This window comes from Parahaliea mediterranea (assembly GCF_017255185.1).
GTDB lineage: Bacteria > Pseudomonadota > Gammaproteobacteria > Pseudomonadales > Halieaceae > JAFKCZ01.
In genome coordinates this window covers 25,313-46,267 of sequence record NZ_JAFKCZ010000017.1, presented here as the reverse complement: position 1 = coordinate 46,267, position 20,955 = coordinate 25,313, and the positions used below count along the sequence as shown (strand labels likewise).

Here is a 20,955-nt window from a genome sequence, read left to right as displayed (position 1 = left end):
ACCTACCCATGCGCCGTGCGCGGGCGCATTCTAACAGAGCGGCCGGTGACGCTGAACCGCGACGGCGATCGAGCCACTTCCCGCGCACCGGATTCATGGCAGATAGCGCCGCACCATGGAATTCACGCCGAACTCCCGGTCTACCTCGGCCTTGATCGCGTCCAGCCTGGCGCGCTCAAACTTGGGCCCCACATAGACCCGGTACACGGTCTTGCCCTCCACCCGGGCGGGCTTGATATAGGCCTTGTAGCCCATTTTACCCAGCGCGTCGCGGGTCTGCTCGGCGCGGTCCTTGCGGCTGACGCTGATCACCTGCAGCATCCACGCCACCGGCACGCCCTGGGCGTCGAGCTTCGGCTGCGCCGGGGGCTCGTCGCGGGTGCGTCGCGCCACCGCCGCCGCGGTGTCGTTGGGGTCGCCGGCCCCGGCGGGCTCGGGGCGCGCGACGGGCGCGGCGGGCTCCGCCGCGGGCTCCGCTGCATCGGCATCGGGCTGTTGCGCCGGGGTCTCCGCCACCGGCGCCCGGGCCGACGGCTCCCCGTCCCCGCCCGCTATCTCATCGACAGGCTGCCGCGCGGCGCCATCGTCGGGCGCCGCTTCCAGCGGCGGCGATCCGCGCAACCCCACCCTGTCCGGAGGCGACAGCGGCGTGGTATCGACGTCGGGACGGGGGGGGATACGGGCCTCGACACCGCCGCGGCCGGTTTCGGGCTCGACAAAGATAATGGGCCAGAACACCACGCCCAGCGCCACCAGGATCAACGCGCCGACCAGGCGCTGCTTGAGCACGTCGTTCACCGCTTACCCCTGTCGAGTTCCCTGTCGAGAGCCGGCAACACCGCCGCCACCGTGAAAAAGGAGCCAAATACCACCAGCCGGTCCTCCCCGGCCATGATGCTCTGGGCGCGGCGCAGGGCCTGGCGCGGGTTCCTGCTGACGCTGATCATCGACTCCCCCGCCTCGCGCAGCATGGCGGCGATATCCGCCGCTTTCGCGGCGCGCGGGTTGTCGGGCTGGTCCGCCAGGAACCAGGCATCAAAGACCCCGGTGGCTGGGCGAATCATAGCACGGATATCCTTGTCTTCCATGGCCGAAAACAGCGCAATAGTCCTTCCCTGGCAAGGGCTTAGTGACAAATATTCAAGCAGCATGTCAACTGACTGCGGGTTGTGGGCCACATCCAGCAGGTAGTCCCTGCCCGCCACCCGGCGGCGCTGGCGCCGCCCCGGGGGCCGCACATCGCCGAGCACCGCCAGCAGGTCCAGCTCCGCCGGCGACTCACCGAGCAGCACCAGGGCCTGCAGGGCGGCGCAGAGATTGGCCGGCACCACGCCACCCACGGGCACGGGCGGCAGGACAAACTCCCCGCCGCGCTTTCCGGCGGCGCGCAGCCGCGCCCGCCAGTGGCCACCGTCCACCGCACAGTGGAAATCGCGCCCCAGGAACAGGCCCCGGGCGCCGCTGTCGGCCACCGCCTCCCCCAGGGCCGCCGGGGGCTCGGGCTCGGCGATCACCGCGGGGCGATCGCGGCGCAGGATGCCGGCTTTCTCCCGGGCGATGGCGTCGCGCGTATCCCCCAGCCAACCCTGGTGGTCGAGGGCGATGCTGGTGATCACGGCCACCGAGGCATCGACGATATTGACCGCGTCGAGGCGCCCGCCCAGACCCACCTCGAGGACCAGCACGTCCGCCCCCCGCGCGCGGAATATCCACAGCGCCGCCAGGGTCGCGAACTCGAAATAGGTCAGGGAAATCTCGCCGCGGGCGGCGTCGATCTGCTCAAAGGCGCGGACGATATCGGTGTCGTCGGCCTCGACCCCCGCCACGCGAATCCGTTCGTTGTAACGCAGCAGGTGGGGCGAGGTGTAAACGCCGGGGCGGCGCCCCGCGGCCAGCAGCAAGGCCTCCAGTGCCGCGGCCGTGGAGCCCTTGCCGTTGGTGCCGGCGATCGTGACCGTCGGCACCGCCACCGGCAGCAGCTCCAGGCGCTGCGCGACCGCCCGCACCCGCGTCAGCCCGAGTTCGATTTCCGTGGGATGCAATGCCTCGAGGCGTTGCAGCCAGGCCGCGAGGCCGGTGTCACTCATCGCCCGATAAGGGCTCCGCCTCGGTATCTTGGGTGCTCGGGTCGACGACCTCGCTTTCCTCCTCCTCGATCACCTCCTCGACCACTTCCCCGACAGCGGGGTGCGCGGTGAACTTGGCCAGCAGGCGGCCGATGGTGTCGCGCATGTCGTTGCGGTGAACGATCATATCGATGGCGCCATGTTCGAGCAGGAACTCGCTGCGCTGGAAGCCCTTGGGCAGCTTCTGGCGAATGGTCTGCTCGATGATATTGGGCCCGGCAAAGCCGGCGCGGGCGTCCGGCTCGGCGACGTTGACGTCGCCAAGCAGGGCCAGGGAGGCGGAAACGCCACCGTAGATGGGGTCCGTCATCACCGAGATATAGGGCACGCCCGCCTGCTTCATGCGCTCGATAACCGCCGAGGTCTTGGCCATCTGCATCAGCGAGATCAGGGCCTCCTGCATGCGCGCGCCGCCCGAGGCGGAAAAGCACACCAGCGGGATGCCCTCCTCCAGCGCCCGTTGCGCCGCGCGGGTGAACTTCTCACCCACCACATAGCCCATGGAGCCGCCGTGGAAGGCAAACTCGAAGGCCAGGGCGATAACCGGCATGTCCTGCAGGGTGCCGCGCATGGCGACCAGGGCGTCTTTCTCGCCGGTGGCTTTCTGCGCCGCGGACAGGCGGTCGCGGTAGCGTCGCTTGTCCTTGAACTTGAGGCGGTCCACCGGCTCGATATCAGCGAAGATTTCCTCCCGCCCCTCGGGGTCGAGGAAAATGTCCAGCCGCCGGCGGGCGCCAATGCGCATATGGTGATCGCACTTGGGGCAGACGTCGTCGTTGCGCTCCAGATCGGGGCGATAGAGAACCGCGTCGCACTTGACGCATTTTTTCCACAGACCCTCGGGCACGTTGGAACGGCGCTCGCCGTCCGGCTTGCGCACCCCGGAAGGTAGAATCTTGTCAATCCAGCTCATGGTATCTCCCGCTTCGTTGCGGGCATTATAAACGTCGGCGACGGCACCTAGGAAGGCGTTGCGTCGATTCCCCGGCGGATTTCCGCCACCAGTTCACCCGCGCGGGCGAGCAGGCCGCTGTTGTCGGCGCCCTCCGCGGCCGCGTCGGCGACACGCTGCACCAGGGCACTGCCCACCACCACGCCGTCGGCGACAGTGGCGATAGCGGCGGCCGAGGCCGCGTCCTTGATGCCGAAACCCACCGCCAGGGGCAACCCGGTGTGCTCGCGAATGCGGGCCAGGTGGTCCGCCACGTCGGCGGTATCGAGGTTGCCGGCACCGGTCACCCCCTTCACCGCCACGTAGTAAATAAAACCGCTGGCCTGGGAGGCGATCAATGCCATGCGCTCGTCGGGCGTGGTTGGCGCGATGAGGAAAATGTTGTCCATGCCCACCCGGCGTAGCTCGGCATTGACCTGCGCCACTTCCTCGGGGGGAATATCCACGGTCAGCAGGGCGTCGACACCGGCGGCGCTGGCGGCGTCGGCAAACGCGGCGTAGCCCATGCGCTCCACCGGGTTGGCGTAGCCCATCAGCAGCACCGGGGTATCGGCGTCGCGCTGGCGAAACTCACGCACCATGTCCAGCGCGTCCCGCAGCCGGGCGCCGTTGGCCAGCGCGCGCTCGTGCGCCAGCTGGATGGTGGGGCCCTCGGACATGGGGTCGGAGAACGGCACCCCGAGCTCTAGGATATCGGCGCCGGCGTCGACCAGCGCGTGCATCAACGGCACCGTCAGCTCCAGCGAGGGATCCCCGGCCACCATGTAGGGCACCAGTGCCTTGCGCCCCTGCCCGGCCAGTTGTTGAAAACGTTCCGCTATACGGCTCACCGCACTCCCCCTAAAACTGAATGCCGTCGATTTCGGCGACGGTATGAATATCCTTGTCACCACGGCCCGACAGATTGACCACGATGTGCTGGTCGGGGCGCATGCCGGCGGCGAGCTTCGCCGCGTAGGCCAGGGCGTGGCTGCTCTCCAGGGCGGGCATGATGCCCTCGACCCGGGTCAGCGTGTGGAAGGCCGCCAGTGCCTCGTCGTCGGTGGCCACCACGTAGTTCACCCGGCCGATATCCTTGAGCCAGGCGTGCTCCGGCCCCACGCCGGGATAATCGAGGCCGGCGGATATGGAGTGGGTGTGCATGATCTGGCCGTTGTCGTCCTGCATCAGGTAGGTGCGGTTGCCGTGCAACACCCCGGGACTGCCGGCGGTAAGCGGCGCCGCGTGCTCGTGTGTGTCGACACCGCGACCGCCGGCCTCCACCCCGTACATGGCCACGCCTTCGTCCTTGAGGAAGGGATGGAACAGGCCTATGGCATTGGAGCCGCCGCCGACACAGGCCACCAGCGCGTCGGGCAGGCAACCGATTTGCGCCAGGCATTGTTCGCGGGCCTCGCGGCCGATCACACACTGGAAATCACGCACCAGCTCCGGGTAGGGGTGCGGACCCGCCACGGTGCCGATGATGTAAAAAGTATCGTCGACGTGGGTTACCCAGTCGCGCATGGCCTCGTTCATCGCATCCTTCAGGGTCTTCGACCCGGAGGTGACCGGAATGACCTCGGCGCCCAGCAGTTTCATGCGGTAGACGTTCAGGGCCTGCCGGCGCACGTCCTCCTCGCCCATGAACACATGGCACTCCAGGCCCAGGCGCGCGGCGATGGTGGCGGTGGCCACGCCGTGCTGGCCGGCGCCGGTCTCGGCGATCACCCGGGTCTTGCCCATGTGCTTGGCCAGCAGGGCCTGGCCGATGGTGTTGTTCACCTTGTGGGCGCCGGTGTGGTTGAGGTCCTCGCGCTTCAAGTGGATGCGCGCGCCGCCAATTTCGTCGGACCAGCGCCGGGCCTCGTACAGCGGCGAGGGCCGGCCCACGTAGTGCCGCAGATCCTCGTCCAGCTCGCGCTGAAAAGCCGGATCCGCCGACAGCTTGCGATACAGGCTCTCCAGCTCCGCCAGGGCGGACATCAGGGTCTCGGCGACAAATTTGCCGCCGTAGGCGCCGAATCGGCCCTCGGCATCCGGTACCGTACCAAAGTCAATTTCGCTCGTCATATCTCACTACCTAGCTGTTCGTCCGCGGCGCGCACCGCCGCGATAAACCGGGCGACTTCGCCCGGGTCCTTGCGCCCGGGTTCACTCTCCACCCCGCCGCTGACATCGACCGCCGCGGGACGCAGCAGGGCCATGCCCTCCCCCACGTTGCCGGCATTGAGACCGCCGGCCAGTACAAGCGGCCTGTTAAACCCGCCGCCCACCTGCCGCCAGTCGAACACCCGGCCGGTGCCGCCGGGCACGCCCGCCTGCCAGCTGTCCAGCAGGATGCCGGCGGCGCTGGTGTAGGGAGCGCAGGCCGCCGCCAGGTCCATGCCCTCGCGCACCCGTACCGCCTTGAGATAGGGGCGGGAAAACTGCTCGCAATAGGCCGCGCTCTCGTCGCCGTGAAACTGCAGCGTATGCACCGGCACCCGCGCCAACGTGCGCGCCACCTGCTCCGGCGTCTCGTCCACGAACAGGGCCACGAGCTGTACCAGGGGCGGTACGCTGGCGGCGATCTCCGCCGCCTGTTCCAGGCTAACGGCGCGGGGGCTCCTGGCATAAAAAACCAGCCCCAGGGCGTCGGCGCCGCGGGCGGCGGCGTGCACCGCGTCCTCGGGCCGGGTAATGCCGCAGATTTTGATACGGGTGTGCAACACGAACGGTTGGGCGCCTCGGCGCGGTACCTCGAAAAAGCCCCGCATCATAGCAGAGTGAGGCCGCCGGTGTCTTTACCCGGCCCCTGCCTCAGCCCTCGAGCAACAGCGGTCCCGCGGGCGTTTCCGGCAACTCGAAACGCCGCGGATAGCTCACGTCCACCAGGTACAGGCCGTCGGGCGGCGCGGTATCGGCGGCCAGGGTGCGATCGCGCCCGGCCAGCAGCGCCGCCAACCAGCCGGCGGACTGCCGCCCGCTGCCGACCGCCATCAGGCTGCCGGCGATGTTGCGCACCATGTGGTGCAGGAAGGCGTTGGCGCGGATATCGATCACCACCAGCGAACCCCGCCGGGTCACGGTGATGGCGTGCACGTTGCGGTTGGGGCTGGTGGACTGGCAGGCCGCCGCGCGAAAGGCGCTGAAATCCCGCTCGCCCAGCAGGCACTGCGCCTCGCGATGCATCAGGTCGGCGTCCAGGGGCCGGCGCTGCCAGGTCACCTGCCCCGCGAGATGGGCCGGCCGCACCGGGGTATTGGCGATGATGTATCGGTAGCGTCGGGCGAGCGCGCTGAAACGCGCGTGAAAATCCTCCGGCACCGCCTGCGCCCAGTGCACCCTCACGTCATGGGGCAAATTGGCGTTGGTGCCAAGCACCCAGGCCTTGGGGCTGCGGGCAACCGGGGGGTCGAAGTGCACCACCTGGGCGAAACCGTGAACGCCGGTATCGGTGCGGCCGGCACAGTGCACCCGCACCTCGGTGTTCGCCACCCGGCCGAGGGCGGCCTCCAGGGTCTGCTGAACCGTGGCTACCTCGAGGTGGGGCTGCGCCTGCCAGCCACTGTAGTGGCCGCCGTCGTACTCGATCCGGCAGGCCACCCGCGCGCCGGCGGCCAGCGGTTCGGGGGCGAGCGGGCGGGGGAAAGATGTATCAGCCAAGCCGTGCCATCAGCGCCTGGGCTTCCTGCTGCTGTTCCTCGCTGCCCTCGAGGGAAACCTCTTCGAGAATCTGCCGGGCGCCTTCCTCGTCGCCCATGTCGATATAGGCCCGGGCCAGGTCCAGCTTGGTGGACATCTGGTTGCCCTCGGTCGCGAACACCAGGTCCTCGTCATCATCGTCCAACACGCCGCCGGCGGCGGCCTCGAAATCCCTGCTGAGATCCAGCTCGTCATCGAGGTCCTCGAAGCCGTCCCCCTCGATTTCCAGCTCGCTGAAATCGTCCGCGGCGACCTCGCTATCGTCAAAGTCGGGCGCGATCTCGAGATCCTCCGGCGCGGTATCGCGGAGCACCGGCGCCTCGTTGGCGCCCGCGGGATTGCCCACCGTCGGCGCGCTGAAGGCCGGCTCGCCATCGTCGCCGTCGTCGGCGAAGCTGTCTGCGAGCGCGCCGGTGTCAATATCGCCGCCGCTGTCACCGAGACCCGACAGCACTTCCTCGCCCCGGGCCACCATGGCGGTATCGCCAATTTCGCGCAGCGCCTGCAGTTGTTCCTCGGCCTCCTGCTGGCGACCAACCTGGGCGAACAACTCCACCAGCTTGAGACGGTACTCGGGATTGCCCGGCTCGGCGGCCGTGGCGGTGCGCAGCAGTTCGATGGCCTGCGGGTAGCGCCCGTAGGCGATATAGATGTCGGCCTCGGCCAGGGCGTCGCCGGTATCGACGTCGGAGGCGTACTGGTCGTGCTTGCCCTCGCCATAGCCACGGCTGCCGGCGGGCGGCCGGACATCACCCGGGGACACGGACTCCGGCAGGTCAGTCGCCTCTTCCGGCGCGGCCCGCGGCGCGTCCTCCGCCCGGGCGGCATCCTGCTGCTCGTCCACCTGCAGGTCCTGGTCCCGCAGCTCGACGCCCGCGAACACGTCGTACTCTTCCTCTTCCGACTCCGCCTCCTGCGCCTGGCGACGGCGCCAGAAGAACAGGCCACCCAGCAGGGCCAGCAATACCGCGATGGCCGGATACAGGAGATTGCCAGCCCAAGCCGTGTCAGCCTCCGGCGCCGGCCTGGCGGCGGGCTTCGCCGGGGCCGCCGGAGCCGGGGCGGCGGTGTCGCCGGGTTTGTCCGGCGCCTTCTGCGGAGCAATCTCCGGTGCCTTCTCAAGCGCCTTCTCAGGCGCCTTGTCTTGCCCCGCCTCGGGCGCGGGCTCGGCGCCGGCGGGCGAAGCACCTGTGGCCTCCCCGCCCGCGTCCGGCGCGACACCGCCGGCGCCCGCCTCGCGCAGGGCCGCCTGCAGGGACGCGATCTGCGCGTCCTTGACCGAGACAATGTTTTCCAGGGTCTGCACCTGCTCGGCGAGGGCATCCAGGCGCGTCTGCAACTCGCTGTTTTCCAGCTCGGCGCGCTCCAGGTCTTCCAGCGCCGCGGCGCTCGCCGCCGGCTCGCGGGCCGCCGCGGCATCGCGGTCGGCGCCGGACGCCGGCTCGCTCTCCGGCGCGGCGGCGGAAATACGCAGGGACGGACCCGCGGAAGCCGGGGTCGCGGAGGCGCGCCCCGCCCGCCAGTCCTCGTTTTGCTGCCTTACCTCGGCGAGCGCCTCCGCCAGGTCACCGGAACGGATCTCGTCGGCGGCGGGCAGATAGATGATGTAACCGGCCTTGATGCGGTTGATGTTGCCGCCAATAAAAGCGTCCGGGTTCAGGCGCTGGATATCCAGCATGGCCTGGTGCACCGAGACGCCTTCGGGGGCCGCTGCCTGGGCGATCTGCCACAGGGTCTGATCACGCCGGATCATGTACTGGCTGCCCGGGGTGGGCGCCTGCGCGGTACCCGCGCTGAATTGGCGCTCGGGCATCGCCCCCGGCGCCAGGCCGGACTTTTCACCGACCCCTACCCGGGTGCCGGTGGCGACCTCGGGCTCAGTCTTTTTTTTTGCCGGCGCGGGAATGCCCTCGACGGCCTCTACCCGCTCGCTGGCCGAGACCACCTCGGCGCTCTCGTCAAAAGCCGGCGGATCGACCAGTACCGTATATTCCCGCAGCAGGCGGCCGGACGGCCAGCGGGTCTCGATGATCAAATCCAGGTAGGGCTCAAGCACCGGGTCGTCGGAGGTCAGGACAATGCGTCCGCGGCCGTTGTCGTCCACCCGCACTTCGAACTTGATGCCGGTGAGGAAGTAGGCGCGGTCCACGCCCAGGCGATCGAAATCCTCGGTGGTGGCCAGGCGCACGCGGATCTGGTCCTCGTGCAAGCCGCCGGTATTGAGCAGCTCGACTTCCGCTCGCAGTGGTTCGTTGAGAAACGTCTCCAGGGTCAGCTCGCCCAGGCCGAGGGCCCAAACCGAACTCGCCTGCAAGCACCCCAGGGACAACAACGCCGCCGCTAACTTACGCTTACTAGCCATAACCCACGCCTTATTATTGTGCACCTGCTTGGTTCAAGCCGGCCTCCCCTGATAAAACCGCTGTCACGGCGCTTACCACTGCGGCACTCGTTACTTTCCAACGTCCCAGCTTCCCAACCCCATATCGCCCCGGGTTTGTCAGCTGATGCCGCAGCGGCCACCCGGGGCGCGTCACAAAGGACTTTTCAGGCCTTTGCATGGCGCCCGGGAGGCTCCAAGTATGTCCAGTTGCCTGGTATTAATCAAGATAAGTGCCGATCAAGCACTCGGCAATTTGCACACTATTGAGGGCGGCGCCCTTGCGCACGTTGTCGGCCACGATCCACATGTCGAGGCCGCGCGGATGGGAAATGTCCTCGCGAATACGGCCGACGAACACCGGATCCTTGCCGGTAGCCTCGGTCACGGCGGTGGGATAGCCGCCGTCGGCGCGCTCGTCCATCAGGGTCACGCCGGGCGCGTTGCGCATCAGCTCGCGCGCCTGCTCCGCCGATAGTTTTTCCGCGGTCTCGATGTGCACCGCCTCCGAGTGACCGTAGAACACCGGGATACGCACGCAGGTCGGGTTCACCTTGATGCTGGCGTCGCCGAAGATCTTCTGGGTCTCCCACACCATTTTCATTTCTTCCCGGGTATAGCCGTTGTCCTGGAAAGTATCGATATGGGGCAGCGCGTTGAAAGCGATCTGCTTGGGGTAGACCTCGCACTCGGCCTCCTGGCCATTGAGCAGCCGCGCGGTCTGGCCGGCGAGCTCCTCGATAGCCTCCTTGCCGGTGCCGGACACGGCCTGGTAGGTGGCCACATTGATTCGCTCGATGCCCACGGCGTCGTAGATCGGCTTCAGCGCCACCAGCATCTGGATGGTGGAGCAATTGGGGTTGGCGATGATATTGCGCTTGGTGTAGCCCGCCAGCGCCTCGATATTCACCTCCGGCACCACCAGGGGAATATCTTCGTCGCGACGGAAGTGGGAGGTATTGTCGATCACCACGCAACCCGCCGCGCCCGCCTTCGGCGCGTATTCGGCGGAGATGCTGCCGCCGGCGGAGAACAGGCCGATCTGGGCCTTGCTGAAATCGAACTCCGCCAGGTCGGTGACAGTGACCGACTTGCCCTTGAACTTGATGGTCTTGCCCGCCGAGCGGCTGGAGGCCAGCGGGTAGAGATTGCGCACCGGGAAATCCCGCTGCTCGAGAATCTCGATCATGGTCTCGCCGACGGCGCCAGTGGCGCCGACGACGGCTACGTCATATGCGTCTGCCATTGCGTGTGTTCCGTTTAACAGTAGTGAATGTTCGGATGGAGTTGCCGGCGGGCCGCCTCAGCCCGCCAGGGCCTGCAACACGGCCTCGCCCATTTGCGAGGTGGACACCGGGGTCTCGGCCTCGGCACGGATATCGGCGGTGCGCAGTCCCCGGTCCAGCACCGCGCTCACCGCGGCCTCGATCGCGGCCGCGGCCTCGGGCTTGTCCAGAGTGTAGCGCAGCATCATCGCCACTGACAGGATGGTGGCCAAGGGATTGGCCACGCCCTGCCCGGCGATGTCCGGCGCCGAGCCGTGACAGGGCTCGTACATGCCGCGGCCGCTGCTGTCCAGCGATGCCGAGGGCAGCATGCCGATGGAACCGGTAAGCATGGCCGCGGCGTCGGACAGAATATCGCCGAACATGTTGCCGGTGACCAGCACGTCGAACTGCTTCGGTGCGCGCACCAGCTGCATGGCGGCGTTGTCCACGTACATGTGTGACAGCTCCACGTCCGGGTAGTCCTTCGCCACCTCGGTCATCACCTCGCGCCACAGCACGGTGACATCGAGCACATTGGCCTTGTCCACCGAGCATACGCGCTTGCCCCGCGCCCGCGCCAGGCCAAAGGCCAGGTGCCCGATGCGACGGATCTCGGACTCGCTGTACACATAGGTATTGAAACCCTGGCGTTCGCCGTTTTCCAGGGTGCGGATGCCGCGCGGCTCGCCAAAATAGATACCGCCGGTGAGTTCGCGCACGATCAGGATATCGAGGCCGGCGACCAGTTCCGGCTTGAGGCTGGAGGCCGCGGCCAGCTGCGGGTACAGCAGCGCCGGGCGCAGGTTGCCGAACAGCTCCAGCTCGGAGCGCAGCCCCAGCAGGCCTCTCTCGGGACGCAGGTGGCGCTCGACATTGTCCCACTCCGGCCCGCCCACGGCGCCCAGCAGGATGGCGTCGGATGCCCGCGCCTTGGCCAGGGTGTCGTCGGGCAGGGGGGTGCCCACGGCGTCGAGGGCGGCGCCGCCCACCAGGGCGTGCTCGAGCTCCAGATCCAGGTCGAAACGGGCATTGACGTGCTCCAGCACCCGCACCGCCTCGGCCATGATTTCCGGGCCGATGTGGTCGCCGGGGAGAATCAGGATTTTCTTGCTCACGTTATTACCTCTTCTTTCAATTCAGTTCGCCCGATGGATTCATCGCAGCGCGACCTCAACGGATGCGGTCGAACAACCAGGGCGCGCGCTGCCGGTGCGCCGCCTCGAAGTCGCGGATGGCCCCGGCGCTCTCCAGGGTCAGGCCGATATCGTCCAGGCCGTTGACCAGGCAGTGCTTGCGGAAGCTCTCCACCTCGAAGGCGATGTCCTCGCCCGCCGGCGTGCGGATCACCTGGGCCGGCAGATCGATCTCCAGGGCGAAGCCCTCCTGCGCGTACATCGCCTGGAACAGCCTCTCCACGGTATCCGCGTCCAGGGCGATCGGCAGGATGCCATTCTTGAAGCAGTTGTTGAAGAAAATGTCGGCGAAGCTCGGCGCGATAACGCAGCGGAAACCGTAGTCGTCCAGCGCCCAGGGGGCGTGTTCGCGAGAGGAGCCGCAGCCGAAGTTTTCCCGCGCCAGCAATACCGAGGCGCCGGCGTAGCGCGGCTGGTTCAGGGCGAAGTCCGGGTTCAGCGGCCGGCCGCTGCAATCCTGCCCCGGCTGCCCCTCGTCGAGATAGCGCAACTCGTCGAACAGGTTGGGGCCGAAGCCGCTGCGCTTGATCGACTTCAAAAACTGCTTGGGAATGATCAGGTCGGTGTCGACATTGGCGCGGTCCATCGGCGCCGCGACACCTTTGTGCACAGTGAAGCTTTTCATTGCGTCTCCTCCTGCCAGTTGCGCACATCAACGAAGTGCCCCGCCACCGCCGCCGCCGCGGCCATCGCCGGGCTGACCAGATGGGTGCGCCCGCCGAAACCCTGGCGACCCTCGAAATTGCGGTTGGACGTGGACGCGCAGTGCTCGCCCGCCCCCAGTTTGTCGGCGTTCATCGCCAGGCACATGGAACAACCGGGCTCGCGCCACTCCATGCCGGCGTCGATGAAGACGCGGTCCAGGCCCTCGGCCTCGGCCTGCGCCTTAACCTCGCCGGAACCGGGCACCACCAGGGCCTGCTTGATGCTGGCCGCGACCCGCTTGCCGCGCACCACCGCGGCGGCCTCGCGCAGGTCCTCGATACGCGAATTGGTGCAGGAGCCGATAAACACCCGGTCCGGGCGGATGTCGGTGATCGCCGTGCCCGGCTCCAACCCCATGTACTCGAAGGCGCGCCGGGCGGATTCACAGGCGGAGGCCGATGCCAGGCTGTCGGGTTGCGGCAGCAGCGCGTCCACCGGCAGCACCATCTCGGGCGAGGTGCCCCAGGTGACCTGGGGCGCGATGTCCTCGCCGCGCAGCTCCACCACCCTATCGAACCGGGCGTCGGCGTCCGAGTGCAGCTCGCGCCAGGCGGCAACGGCCTGCTCCCACTGGTCGTCGGCAGGGGCGTAGGCGCGTCCGCGCACATAGTCCAGGGTGGTGTCGTCCACCGCCACCATGCCGGCGCGGGCGCCGGCCTCGATGGACATATTGCACATGGTCATGCGCCCTTCCATGCTCATGTCGCGCACCACCTCGCCGGCGAATTCGATGGCGTAGCCGGTGCCGCCGGCGGTGCCGATGCGGCCGATCACCGCCAGCACCACGTCCTTGGCCGTCACTCCCCGCTGCAGCTGGCCGTCGATGCGCACCAGCATGTTTTTCATCTTGCGGGTAATCAGGCACTGGGTGGCCAGCACGTGCTCCACCTCCGAGGTGCCGATGCCGTGGGCCAGCGCTCCCAGCGCGCCGTGGGTGGATGTGTGGGAGTCGCCACACACCACGGTCATGCCCGGCAGCGTGGCGCCCTGCTCCGGGCCCACCACGTGCACAATGCCCTGGCGGCGGTCATTGATGGCGAATTCCACGATATTGAAATCGGCGCAATTGTCGTCAAGGGTGCGCACCTGCAACTGCGACACCGGGTCGGCGATCGCCTCCACACCGCCGGCGCGCTCGGCACTGTCGGTGGGCACGTTGTGGTCCGGCACCGCCAGGTTGGCGTCCAGGCGCCAGGGCTTGCGCCCGGCCAGGCGCAGGCCCTCGAAGGCCTGCGGCGAGGTCACCTCGTGAATCAGGTGACGATCGATATAGAGCAGCGCGGTGCCATCGTCGCGGGTTTCCACCACATGCTGCTGCCACAATTTGTCGTACAGGGTTTGTCCGGCCATGGCCCCTCCCTCACTGGTCGGCAATAACGGAAACAGGCGGCCATCCTACGCTTGCGGCAGAGATAAAACAAATTTATTATTTTTATTCAATTGATTCCCAATAGGAATACAAATGGATACGCAAAATCTCCAGGCCTTCCTCCATGTCGCCGAGACCTGTTCCTTTTCCCAGGCGGCACAGGCCCTGCACCTGACCCAGCCCGCGGTCAGCAAGCGTATAGCCCTGCTGGAGCAACAGCTGGAATGCCAGCTGTTCGATCGCATCGGCCGCCAGGTGGGCCTCACCGAAGCCGGCCAGGCCCTGCTGCCACACGCCAAGGCCGTATTGCGGCAATTGCAGGCCGCGCGGCAGGCGGTGCGCGACCTGTCGGGGGACGTGGCCGGCGAACTGCGCCTGGCCACCAGCCATCACATCGGCCTGCACCGCCTGCCGCCGGTGCTGTCGACCTTCAGCAAGACCTACCCGGACGTCCAGATCGACATCGACTTCATGGATTCGGAGCAGGCCCACGAACTGATTCTCCACGGCAAGGCGGAACTCGCGGTGGTCACCCTGGCACCCGAGCGCGACCCCAATGTGATCGCCCTTCCGGTATGGCAGGACCCGCTGGATGTCATGGTGGCCCGGGACCATCCGCTGGCGGCGCTGCACCCCTGCCCCCTCGACGCGCTGTCGCAGCACGCGGCCATCCTGCCCGGCCTCAACACCTTCACCGGTCAGATCGTGAAAACCCTGTTTGACGGGCGAGACTTGCAGCTGCAGGTGTCGATGGCCACCAATTACCTGGAGACCATCCGCATGATGGCCTCGGTGGGACTCGGCTGGACGGTGCTGCCGCGCAGCATGTGCGATCACACCCTGCTGCCACTGACGGTGGAGGACGTGCGGATCGAGCGCACCCTGGGTGTGGTCTACCACCGGGGCCGCAGCCTGTCGCGGGCGGCGCGGGCCTTTATCGAACAGCTGAGGCCCGCGGCGGACGGCTAGCCGTCCGCGATACCCGTCGCGTCCGGCCGGCGCTCGCCCTGCCACATGCCCTCGTGGCCGGGTAAATAGAAGGTGCCGTTGAAGCGGGCGACAATTCCCCGCTCACTGCTGATCAGTCCGTTGCAGAAGCCAAAGCGGCGCTTGAGCGTGATCTCGCTCAGCTCGGCTTGCAGCCACTCGCCGCGCTTGCCGCTGTTGATAAAATCGAGACTGAGGTTGACAGTGGGATTGCCCCCCATCTGGCCCCGCGCGTGACTGACCGCGGTACCGGCCGCCACGTCCGCCAGGGTCAGCAATACGCCGCCGTGGCAGATCCCCATCAGGTTGACGTGCTGCTCCCCCACTCGCAGGCCGAAGCGGATGCCGCCTTCGTCGATACAGCGGTAAAACGGCTGTAGCATGTCGGTAAAGCCCAGGCCCGTGGGGACCGGTTCAAAGCCATCGGGAATGTCTGCTTGCTCGGTCATCGCCAGTGTCTACCTTCTTATTAAAAAATGCCCATCTCCAGCCCGGCCGCCAGGGCCTGGCCCAATTCCCGGCACTCCCGCCGGTGCCCCTCGCTCACCTCGCCGCGACAGATCAGCGGCGGCGTGGCCTCGGTAAAGGGAATACCCGACACCATGCGCTGCACCTGGGCACGGGCATTGCGGCCGTCATTCCCCGCACTGATCACCAGGGCGTAGGGCAGCACCAGCTGCCGGTCGATGGCCGGATAGAACACGCGATCCAGGAAATCCTTCATGCCGCCGCCGAGCGCGCCGGCGTTTTCCGGGGCCACCAGCGCCAGGCCGTGCGCCTCCAGTACGTCGAGGGTACCGCAATCCCAGGCGCGCATCACCCGGACATCGACGCTCCCCTCCTCGCGCGCGCCCCGCCACAGCTCGCGGGCCAGTCCGGCGCTGGCGCCACTTTGGCTGTGGTACACGATCAACAGCGTTTTCATGCCCCGGCCCCGCAACAACACGACCGGCGATTTGAACACAGCCCGGGGGGCTTGTCATCGTTCCGACCCGGCGCCGGCGACATCACCTGGCGGCCCCTGGCCAGCCCTTCACCCCCTGCCGGGACCATCCACGTGTTATCCACAGAGCAGCCTGTGGATAACTCTGGGGACATTCAACCGCGCCGCGGCTCCAAACTGGAACGCGCGGGCAACCCGCGCCGCCGGCCGACACGACCGGGTACCCTTTTATAACTGAAGAAACAAACACTTAGATGGCCCCTTTCTCAAACTAATGGCAATTAGGCCAAAACCTGCACGCTTGTACAGGTAGTGTGGATAGCACGCGGCACCCGCTGTTTGTAGACACTTACCCGCGACCCCACGGTGTTGCTGAGCGGGAGCCGCCGTCACGGTGCCGCAGGCGGTAGCAGACGTGAACCCTGGGGTTGCGCGCGAAGTCCGGATCCAGGGTTGCCGCGGTGATGTCCTCGCAGTCGAAGGCCTCCGCCAGCAGCGGGTCGAGCTTGAAGCCGCGGCGGTTGTTGGAAAAGTACAACTGCCCCTCCGGCCGCAAGCGTGCCATCGCGGCACGCACCAGCGCCAGGTGGTCGCGCTGCACGTCGAAGCTGTCCGCCATCGCCCGCGAGTTGGAAAACGAGGGCGGGTCGAGCATGATCAGGTCATAGCTGGGGCCTGTCTGCCCCAGCCAGGCCAGGCAGTCCGCGCGCTCGACCCGGTGCGCGCTCTCCCCCAGGCCGTTGTGGGCCAGGTTCTTGCGCAACCAGCCCAGGTAAGTGTTGGAGAGGTCGACACTGGTGGTGGAGCGCGCGCCGCCGAGCGCGGCGTGCACCGTGGCCGCGCCGGTGTAACAGAACAGGTTGAGGAAATCCGCCCCCGCGGATTCGGCGGCGATCCGCCGGCGCAGCGGGCGGTGATCGAGAAACAACCCGGTATCCAGGTAGTCGTGCAGATTGACCAGCAGCCTGGCCGCTCCCTCGCGCACACTGATCAGCTCGCCCCGCGCCTCGCGGCGCTGGTACTGCTGCGCGCCCCGCTGGCGCTGGCGCAGCTTGCAGGCGATATCCCCCGGCGCCACCTCGAACACCGTCGGCAACGCCGCCAACACCTCGTCCATGCGCCGCGCCGCGGCCTCCGGGTCCACTCCCCGGGGTGCCTGGTACTCCGCGACGTGCACGCGCTCGCCGTAGAGGTCCACCGCCACCGCGTATTCGGGCATGTCCGCGTCGTAGACCCGGTAGCACTCGATGGCCTCGCGGCGCACCCAGGACGCCAGGCGCTTGCGGTTCTTGCGCAGGCGATTGGCGAACATCTGCGCGCCCTCGCTCAGCGGCGCCGGGTCGGGCGCGTTCTCCACCTGGCGCAGCGGCGCCGACGGCTCCGGTCGCGCAGAGGCCTCCCCCGCCCCGCCCGCGTCGCGCAGGCGGTTGTCGCGCAGTTCGAACAGCAGCAGGGTCGAGGGGATGGCGCCGTTGTAGAGTTTGTACTGGCGGTGGCTGCGCAGACCGATGGCGCGGCCCAGCTCGACATCGGCGGTGAAGATGGCCGCCTGCCAGTCGCCGAACTCGCGCTTCATGACCTCGCCGAGTTCCCGGTACAGGTAGCGCAGGCTCTCCTTTTCGCCGAGCCGCTCGCCGTAGGGCGGATTGCAGATCAGCAGGCCCTCCGGCAGCGCCACGTGGGTCGGACGGCGCAACTCACCCAGGGGCTTGCAGGTCACCCGCACCGAGCGCTCCAGCCCCAGGCGGGCGATGTTTTCCTGGGCCCGGCGCACCACCCGGTGATCCGCGTCGTAGCCGCGCATTTCCGGCAGCTGGCGGGCGCGCCCGCGCTCCGCCCGCCCCCGGGCGTCGCCGAGAATCGCCCGCCACTGCTCGGGATTGTGGCCGCGCCAGGCCTCGAAGCCGTAGCGCCCGCGCTCGAGCCCCGGAGCGACATCCGCCGCCATCATCGCGCCTTCCAGCAGCAGCGTGCCGGAGCCGCACATGGGGTCGATCAGGGCGCCGCCGCGGGCGGCCATGCCCGGCCAGTCCGCCCGCAATAGCAGCGCGGCGGCCAGGTTCTCCTTCAGCGGCGCGGCGCCGGCGCCGGTGCGGTAGCCCCGGCGGTGCAGGCTGCCGCCGGCCATGTCCAGGGCCACCATGGCTCGGTCCCGCGACAGGCGCACATTGAAGCGCAGATCGGGGTCCCGCCGCGCGACCGAGGGTCGCCGGCCCAGGCTGTTCTGGAACCAGTCGACGATGGCGTCCTTGCTGCGCTGGGCGCCGAACTGGGTGTTGCGGATGGCGCGGTTCTGGCCGCTGAAGTCGATGGCGAAGGTCTGGCGCACATCCAGCCAGTCGAGCCAGGCGATCTCGCCCAGGCCCTGGTACAGGGCGTCCGCCGTGTCCGCGTCGACACTGGCGATCGGCAGCAGCACGCGGTTCGCCAGCCGGGACCACAGGCAGGCCCGGTAGGCCACCGCCAGGGGGCCGGAAAAATACACCCCGGCCACCGTCTCACGGGTTCCAACGGCGCCCAGGGTCTCCAGCTCGTGGGCCAGCAGGGACTCGATGCCCTTGGGACAGGTGGCGAACCAGTCGCGGGTCGCGGCACTGCTCACGGGCGCCGCCCCCACGGTTTAAACATAATCAAAATATTCATTAATTCAGCTACTTAAAGCGGGTTTACAATCTGAAACCAAACATAACATGAGGTGGTTTCGAGGCTTAGTCGGCGCCCTCGGCTCGCGGTTTGGCGCGACTTTTCGGTGTTTTGCGCGCGGCGGCGGGCCGCTTTCGCGCGGCGCCGGCGGCTCGTTTCCTGGCCGGCGGCTTCGCGGCTTGGCGCCGCGGCGTGTTGGCGTCTTTCTCCCGCGCCATGACGTCCAGCACCAGGTTGGACGAGCTCTCCATGTAGTCGATGAAACGCTGGAACTCCTCGTCGCTGAAACCGCGCAAGACATCGTGCTTGCGGTAGAGGTTGATAAAGCGGCGCTCGCGCTCGTACTGCTTGGGCAGGGCCATCACCCCCCAGCTCTCCAGGGTTTGCTCCAGCTGCGGGTTGTAGGTGCGCATGAACTTGATCAGAAAGGGTATGGGGTCGTGCCGCGCCAGCAGCGAGGCGCAGCGCAGCACCAGCTCCAGGGGCATGATCTTGTCGCCGCTCTCCACGTCTTCGAGGATGCGCTTGTCCGACACGCCGAGGCTGTCCGCCAGCTCCTTCAGCGACATACCGGCGGTCTCCCGGGCATCGCGCAGGAAGTGGCCGGCATCCGCCATGGCCTCCAGCCGCTCCGGCTCCATGGTATTGAGCAGGGCGTTGCGCAGCCAGGACTCGCCGAACATCGCGGTGAGCGTGGCGGTGCTGCGGGCCAGCTCCAGGGTGCCGCCCGCCACCTGCCCGCTGAGGCGCATCAGCGCATCGAACAGGGAACGGTTCTCGTGCTCCGGTTTGCTGTCGCTCATCGCTGGCCTCCGCGCGCGCTCGCGCCCACCAGTATAGCCGCCATCAGGGCGATCCGTCCGCCGGCGCGAGACCGGTCTCGAGGGCGAAGATCTGCCGCAGGATACCCCGCCACTCACTGTACTGGCTGTCCAGGCTGCCGTTGAGGCGGAACACCCGGCCACTGGCTTCCAGGACCGTGGGCGTCACCTCGTTGTCGAACCCCCGGGCCAGCTCGCGCAGGTCCTGTTGCTGGATTTTGTGCCACTTGAAGGCGTTGTAGGTCTGCTGCATGGCGGCGAAGGAGCCCCGGCGTCCGGCGCTGTCGCGCCCGGCCAGGCGCTCGTGGTAATTGGCGATGTACAAGGCCTGTTCCAGGCCGTACTGGCGCCACAGGTTGTAGGTGGGACGCATCTCCTGCAACAGGTCGAGGTACTGCTCGTCCACGGTGTCGATAAACAGGTGTTCCTTGTTGCGGATGCGCTGCACCCGGGCGAGCATCGGATCGCCCGCCGCCGGCAGGCGCGACACACGGTAGTGGCCGGCCTCGTCCCGTGCCAGGTAGCCCGTGAAAGCCTCCGGCGCCAGGCTGGCGGCGTAGCGCAACTCGCCCACCCGGCGAATCGCCTGCAACGCGTCGGCATCCAGCGCCCGGCGGACCGCCAGCAGGTCGTTGGCGACCTGTCGGTAGAGGTCGGCGAAGGGGTCGCCGCCCTCGGGCACCGGGTAGTCGCCCTCCGTGGCGACATCGGTGTAGACGCGATCCAGCCACTGGCGACCGCTGGCGTCGCCGGCGCTCACCCGCAGGGCCAGGCGCTGCCCGTCGGAATGCAATATGCTCGCCCGCACCAGCAATTCGACACTGTCGTCGGGCTCCGGCAGCACCCGCACCACCCCCCAGGCGCCCGCATCCACCAGGGCCTGGCGCAACAGCACCGGCAGGTAGCGCGCCTCGGCCCGGCGGATCTCCGGGAAAATGCCCCGGGTGCCGTGAGAGGTCACGTCTTCCGCCAGCCCGGGGTCGAAGACCACCAGCCCCACGTCCAGGGCCGCGGCCTCCTCGACCTCGTCCACCCGCTGCAAGCTCACCGAGCCCACGGGCGCCGGCCACTGCGCCGTCGCCGCGACGGGCTGCGGGGCGGGTTCCGGCGCGCCGCCGGCACAGGCGGCCAGCCAGGCGCACAGCGACAGGACGGCCAGCCTCACTGGGCCTCCGTGGTGCACACGCGGCCGCGGGTCAGGGTCATTTTGCAATGGTAGCCCGCCGCGGCGGGGTCGAAGCGGCTGTACACCCGGTTCAGGGTAAAGGGCTGGGACACCTGGTCAGAGACCACGGTGCTGGCAATATTCATGCTCCGGGCGTCGGGGCTCAGGGTCAGGCGATGGCGGATGCTCAGGCCCTCCGGCAACAACAGGGTGAACACCAACTGGTGGCCGTCCCAACCGCAGAGCTCCCGCCCGAGGGGGGAATCCACGCGGTAGGCCGAATCACCGACGAACTGGCAGTCCAGGGCGAAATTGCCCTCCCGCTTGACCTGGATACCCTCTTCGTCCTGGTCGATGATGAGCTGCGGCGACCGCGTGATCAAATCCGCCATCTGCGCCAGGCCGAACACCGAGGCGCCGCTATTGGCGCCACCGCCACCGACACTGATCAACGCCCCGCCGACCTCGCCCCCCGCGCCGCGGCGCTCGTTCTGCCGGCGCAATTCGCGCATCAGGGCATTCAGCCGCGCCTGGATATTGTCGCTCTGGCCGTAGTTCAACTCCCAGTGCCCGCTGAAATCCGCCGGCTGGCCGTTGTCGCCGCGCAAGGGCGCTTGCGGGTTGGCGCAGGCGCCGGCGAGCAGCATCGCCGCCAGCAAGCAGGCGGTAAGCAGGCGTTGGAGTAAGGGAGCAATCATCGGGCGCTAGTGTAACCCAGCGCCCGGCGGCGGTCAGCG

Annotated in this window: 19 protein-coding genes; 1 reads left to right on the top strand and 18 read right to left on the bottom strand. The window is 67.9% G+C overall.

Features of this window, described 5'->3' with window-relative positions:
* Positions 1-93: 93 nt before the first annotated feature.
* The 12 genes from JYP50_RS22195 to leuC all read right to left on the bottom strand — a co-directional run bounded on the left by JYP50_RS22195 (position 94) and on the right by leuC (position 13,640).
* The gene (locus JYP50_RS22195) at positions 94-798 is read right to left on the bottom strand and encodes an SPOR domain-containing protein (RefSeq protein ID WP_206562120.1); all 705 of its coding nucleotides are present in this window, start codon (positions 796-798) and stop codon (positions 94-96) included.
* Entirely contained in the window at positions 795-2,087 is a 1,293-nt protein-coding gene (gene folC, locus JYP50_RS18865) for a bifunctional tetrahydrofolate synthase/dihydrofolate synthase (protein WP_206562119.1), read from the bottom strand. The genes JYP50_RS22195 and folC overlap by 4 nt, the downstream gene beginning before the upstream one ends.
* On the bottom strand, positions 2,080-3,039 hold the full coding sequence (accD, locus tag JYP50_RS18860) for an acetyl-CoA carboxylase, carboxyltransferase subunit beta (RefSeq protein ID WP_206562118.1): 960 nt from the start codon (positions 3,037-3,039) through the stop codon (positions 2,080-2,082). The genes folC and accD overlap by 8 nt, the downstream gene beginning before the upstream one ends.
* A gap of 47 nt (positions 3,040-3,086) precedes the next feature.
* On the bottom strand, positions 3,087-3,908 hold the full coding sequence (trpA, locus tag JYP50_RS18855; protein ID WP_206562117.1) for a tryptophan synthase subunit alpha: 822 nt from the start codon (positions 3,906-3,908) through the stop codon (positions 3,087-3,089).
* A gap of 10 nt (positions 3,909-3,918) precedes the next feature.
* Positions 3,919-5,130, bottom strand: coding sequence for a tryptophan synthase subunit beta (trpB, locus tag JYP50_RS18850; RefSeq protein WP_206562116.1), 1,212 nt, complete (start codon positions 5,128-5,130; stop codon positions 3,919-3,921).
* Positions 5,127-5,771 (bottom strand): phosphoribosylanthranilate isomerase, encoded by a 645-nt coding sequence (locus JYP50_RS18845; RefSeq protein ID WP_206562115.1) that lies wholly within the window; start codon positions 5,769-5,771, stop codon positions 5,127-5,129. Before JYP50_RS18845 ends, trpB begins: the two co-directional genes overlap by 4 nt.
* A gap of 88 nt (positions 5,772-5,859) precedes the next feature.
* Positions 5,860-6,705, bottom strand: coding sequence for a tRNA pseudouridine(38-40) synthase TruA (gene truA / locus JYP50_RS18840; protein ID WP_206562114.1), 846 nt, complete (start codon positions 6,703-6,705; stop codon positions 5,860-5,862).
* Positions 6,698-9,106: a FimV/HubP family polar landmark protein gene (locus JYP50_RS18835; RefSeq protein WP_206562113.1), complete on the bottom strand. Its 2,409-nt coding sequence runs from the start codon at positions 9,104-9,106 to the stop codon at positions 6,698-6,700. Before JYP50_RS18835 ends, truA begins: the two co-directional genes overlap by 8 nt.
* 238 nt (positions 9,107-9,344) lie before the next feature.
* Complete coding sequence (locus JYP50_RS18830; RefSeq protein ID WP_206562112.1) at positions 9,345-10,370, bottom strand: aspartate-semialdehyde dehydrogenase; 1,026 nt, start codon at positions 10,368-10,370, stop codon at positions 9,345-9,347.
* Between the two features lie 57 nt (positions 10,371-10,427).
* The gene (gene leuB / locus JYP50_RS18825; protein ID WP_206562111.1) at positions 10,428-11,507 is read right to left on the bottom strand and encodes a 3-isopropylmalate dehydrogenase; all 1,080 of its coding nucleotides are present in this window, start codon (positions 11,505-11,507) and stop codon (positions 10,428-10,430) included.
* 55 nt (positions 11,508-11,562) lie between these two features.
* Positions 11,563-12,210 (bottom strand): 3-isopropylmalate dehydratase small subunit, encoded by a 648-nt coding sequence (leuD, locus tag JYP50_RS18820; protein WP_206562110.1) that lies wholly within the window; start codon positions 12,208-12,210, stop codon positions 11,563-11,565.
* Entirely contained in the window at positions 12,207-13,640 is a 1,434-nt protein-coding gene (gene leuC / locus JYP50_RS18815; protein ID WP_206562109.1) for a 3-isopropylmalate dehydratase large subunit, read from the bottom strand. Before leuC ends, leuD begins: the two co-directional genes overlap by 4 nt.
* Positions 13,641-13,752: 112 nt before the next feature.
* Between leuC and JYP50_RS18810 the strand changes: the two genes are divergently transcribed.
* Complete coding sequence (locus JYP50_RS18810) at positions 13,753-14,628, top strand: LysR family transcriptional regulator (RefSeq protein ID WP_206562108.1); 876 nt, start codon at positions 13,753-13,755, stop codon at positions 14,626-14,628.
* Here JYP50_RS18810 and JYP50_RS18805 read toward each other — a convergent pair.
* The 6 genes from JYP50_RS18805 to JYP50_RS18780 form a co-directional block, all read right to left on the bottom strand.
* Positions 14,625-15,095: a PaaI family thioesterase gene (locus JYP50_RS18805; protein WP_206562107.1), complete on the bottom strand. Its 471-nt coding sequence runs from the start codon at positions 15,093-15,095 to the stop codon at positions 14,625-14,627. The genes JYP50_RS18810 and JYP50_RS18805 overlap by 4 nt on opposite strands.
* A 20-nt stretch (positions 15,096-15,115) precedes the next feature.
* A complete protein-coding gene (locus JYP50_RS18800; protein ID WP_206562106.1) occupies positions 15,116-15,571 on the bottom strand; it encodes a flavodoxin family protein in 456 nt (151 codons plus the stop codon).
* Between the two features lie 367 nt (positions 15,572-15,938).
* Complete coding sequence (rlmKL, locus tag JYP50_RS18795) at positions 15,939-18,191, bottom strand: bifunctional 23S rRNA (guanine(2069)-N(7))-methyltransferase RlmK/23S rRNA (guanine(2445)-N(2))-methyltransferase RlmL (RefSeq protein WP_206562105.1); 2,253 nt, start codon at positions 18,189-18,191, stop codon at positions 15,939-15,941.
* Positions 18,192-18,297: 106 nt separating this feature from the next.
* Positions 18,298-19,035 carry a helix-turn-helix domain-containing protein gene (locus JYP50_RS18790; protein ID WP_206562104.1) on the bottom strand — a complete coding sequence of 246 codons (738 nt, stop codon included), beginning with the start codon at positions 19,033-19,035 and terminating at the stop codon, positions 18,298-18,300.
* Positions 19,036-19,078: 43 nt separating this feature from the next.
* Complete coding sequence (locus JYP50_RS22025) at positions 19,079-20,218, bottom strand: hypothetical protein (RefSeq protein ID WP_206562103.1); 1,140 nt, start codon at positions 20,216-20,218, stop codon at positions 19,079-19,081.
* On the bottom strand, positions 20,215-20,916 hold the full coding sequence (locus tag JYP50_RS18780; protein WP_206562102.1) for a hypothetical protein: 702 nt from the start codon (positions 20,914-20,916) through the stop codon (positions 20,215-20,217). Before JYP50_RS18780 ends, JYP50_RS22025 begins: the two co-directional genes overlap by 4 nt.
* Between the last annotated feature and the right edge of the window lie 39 nt (positions 20,917-20,955).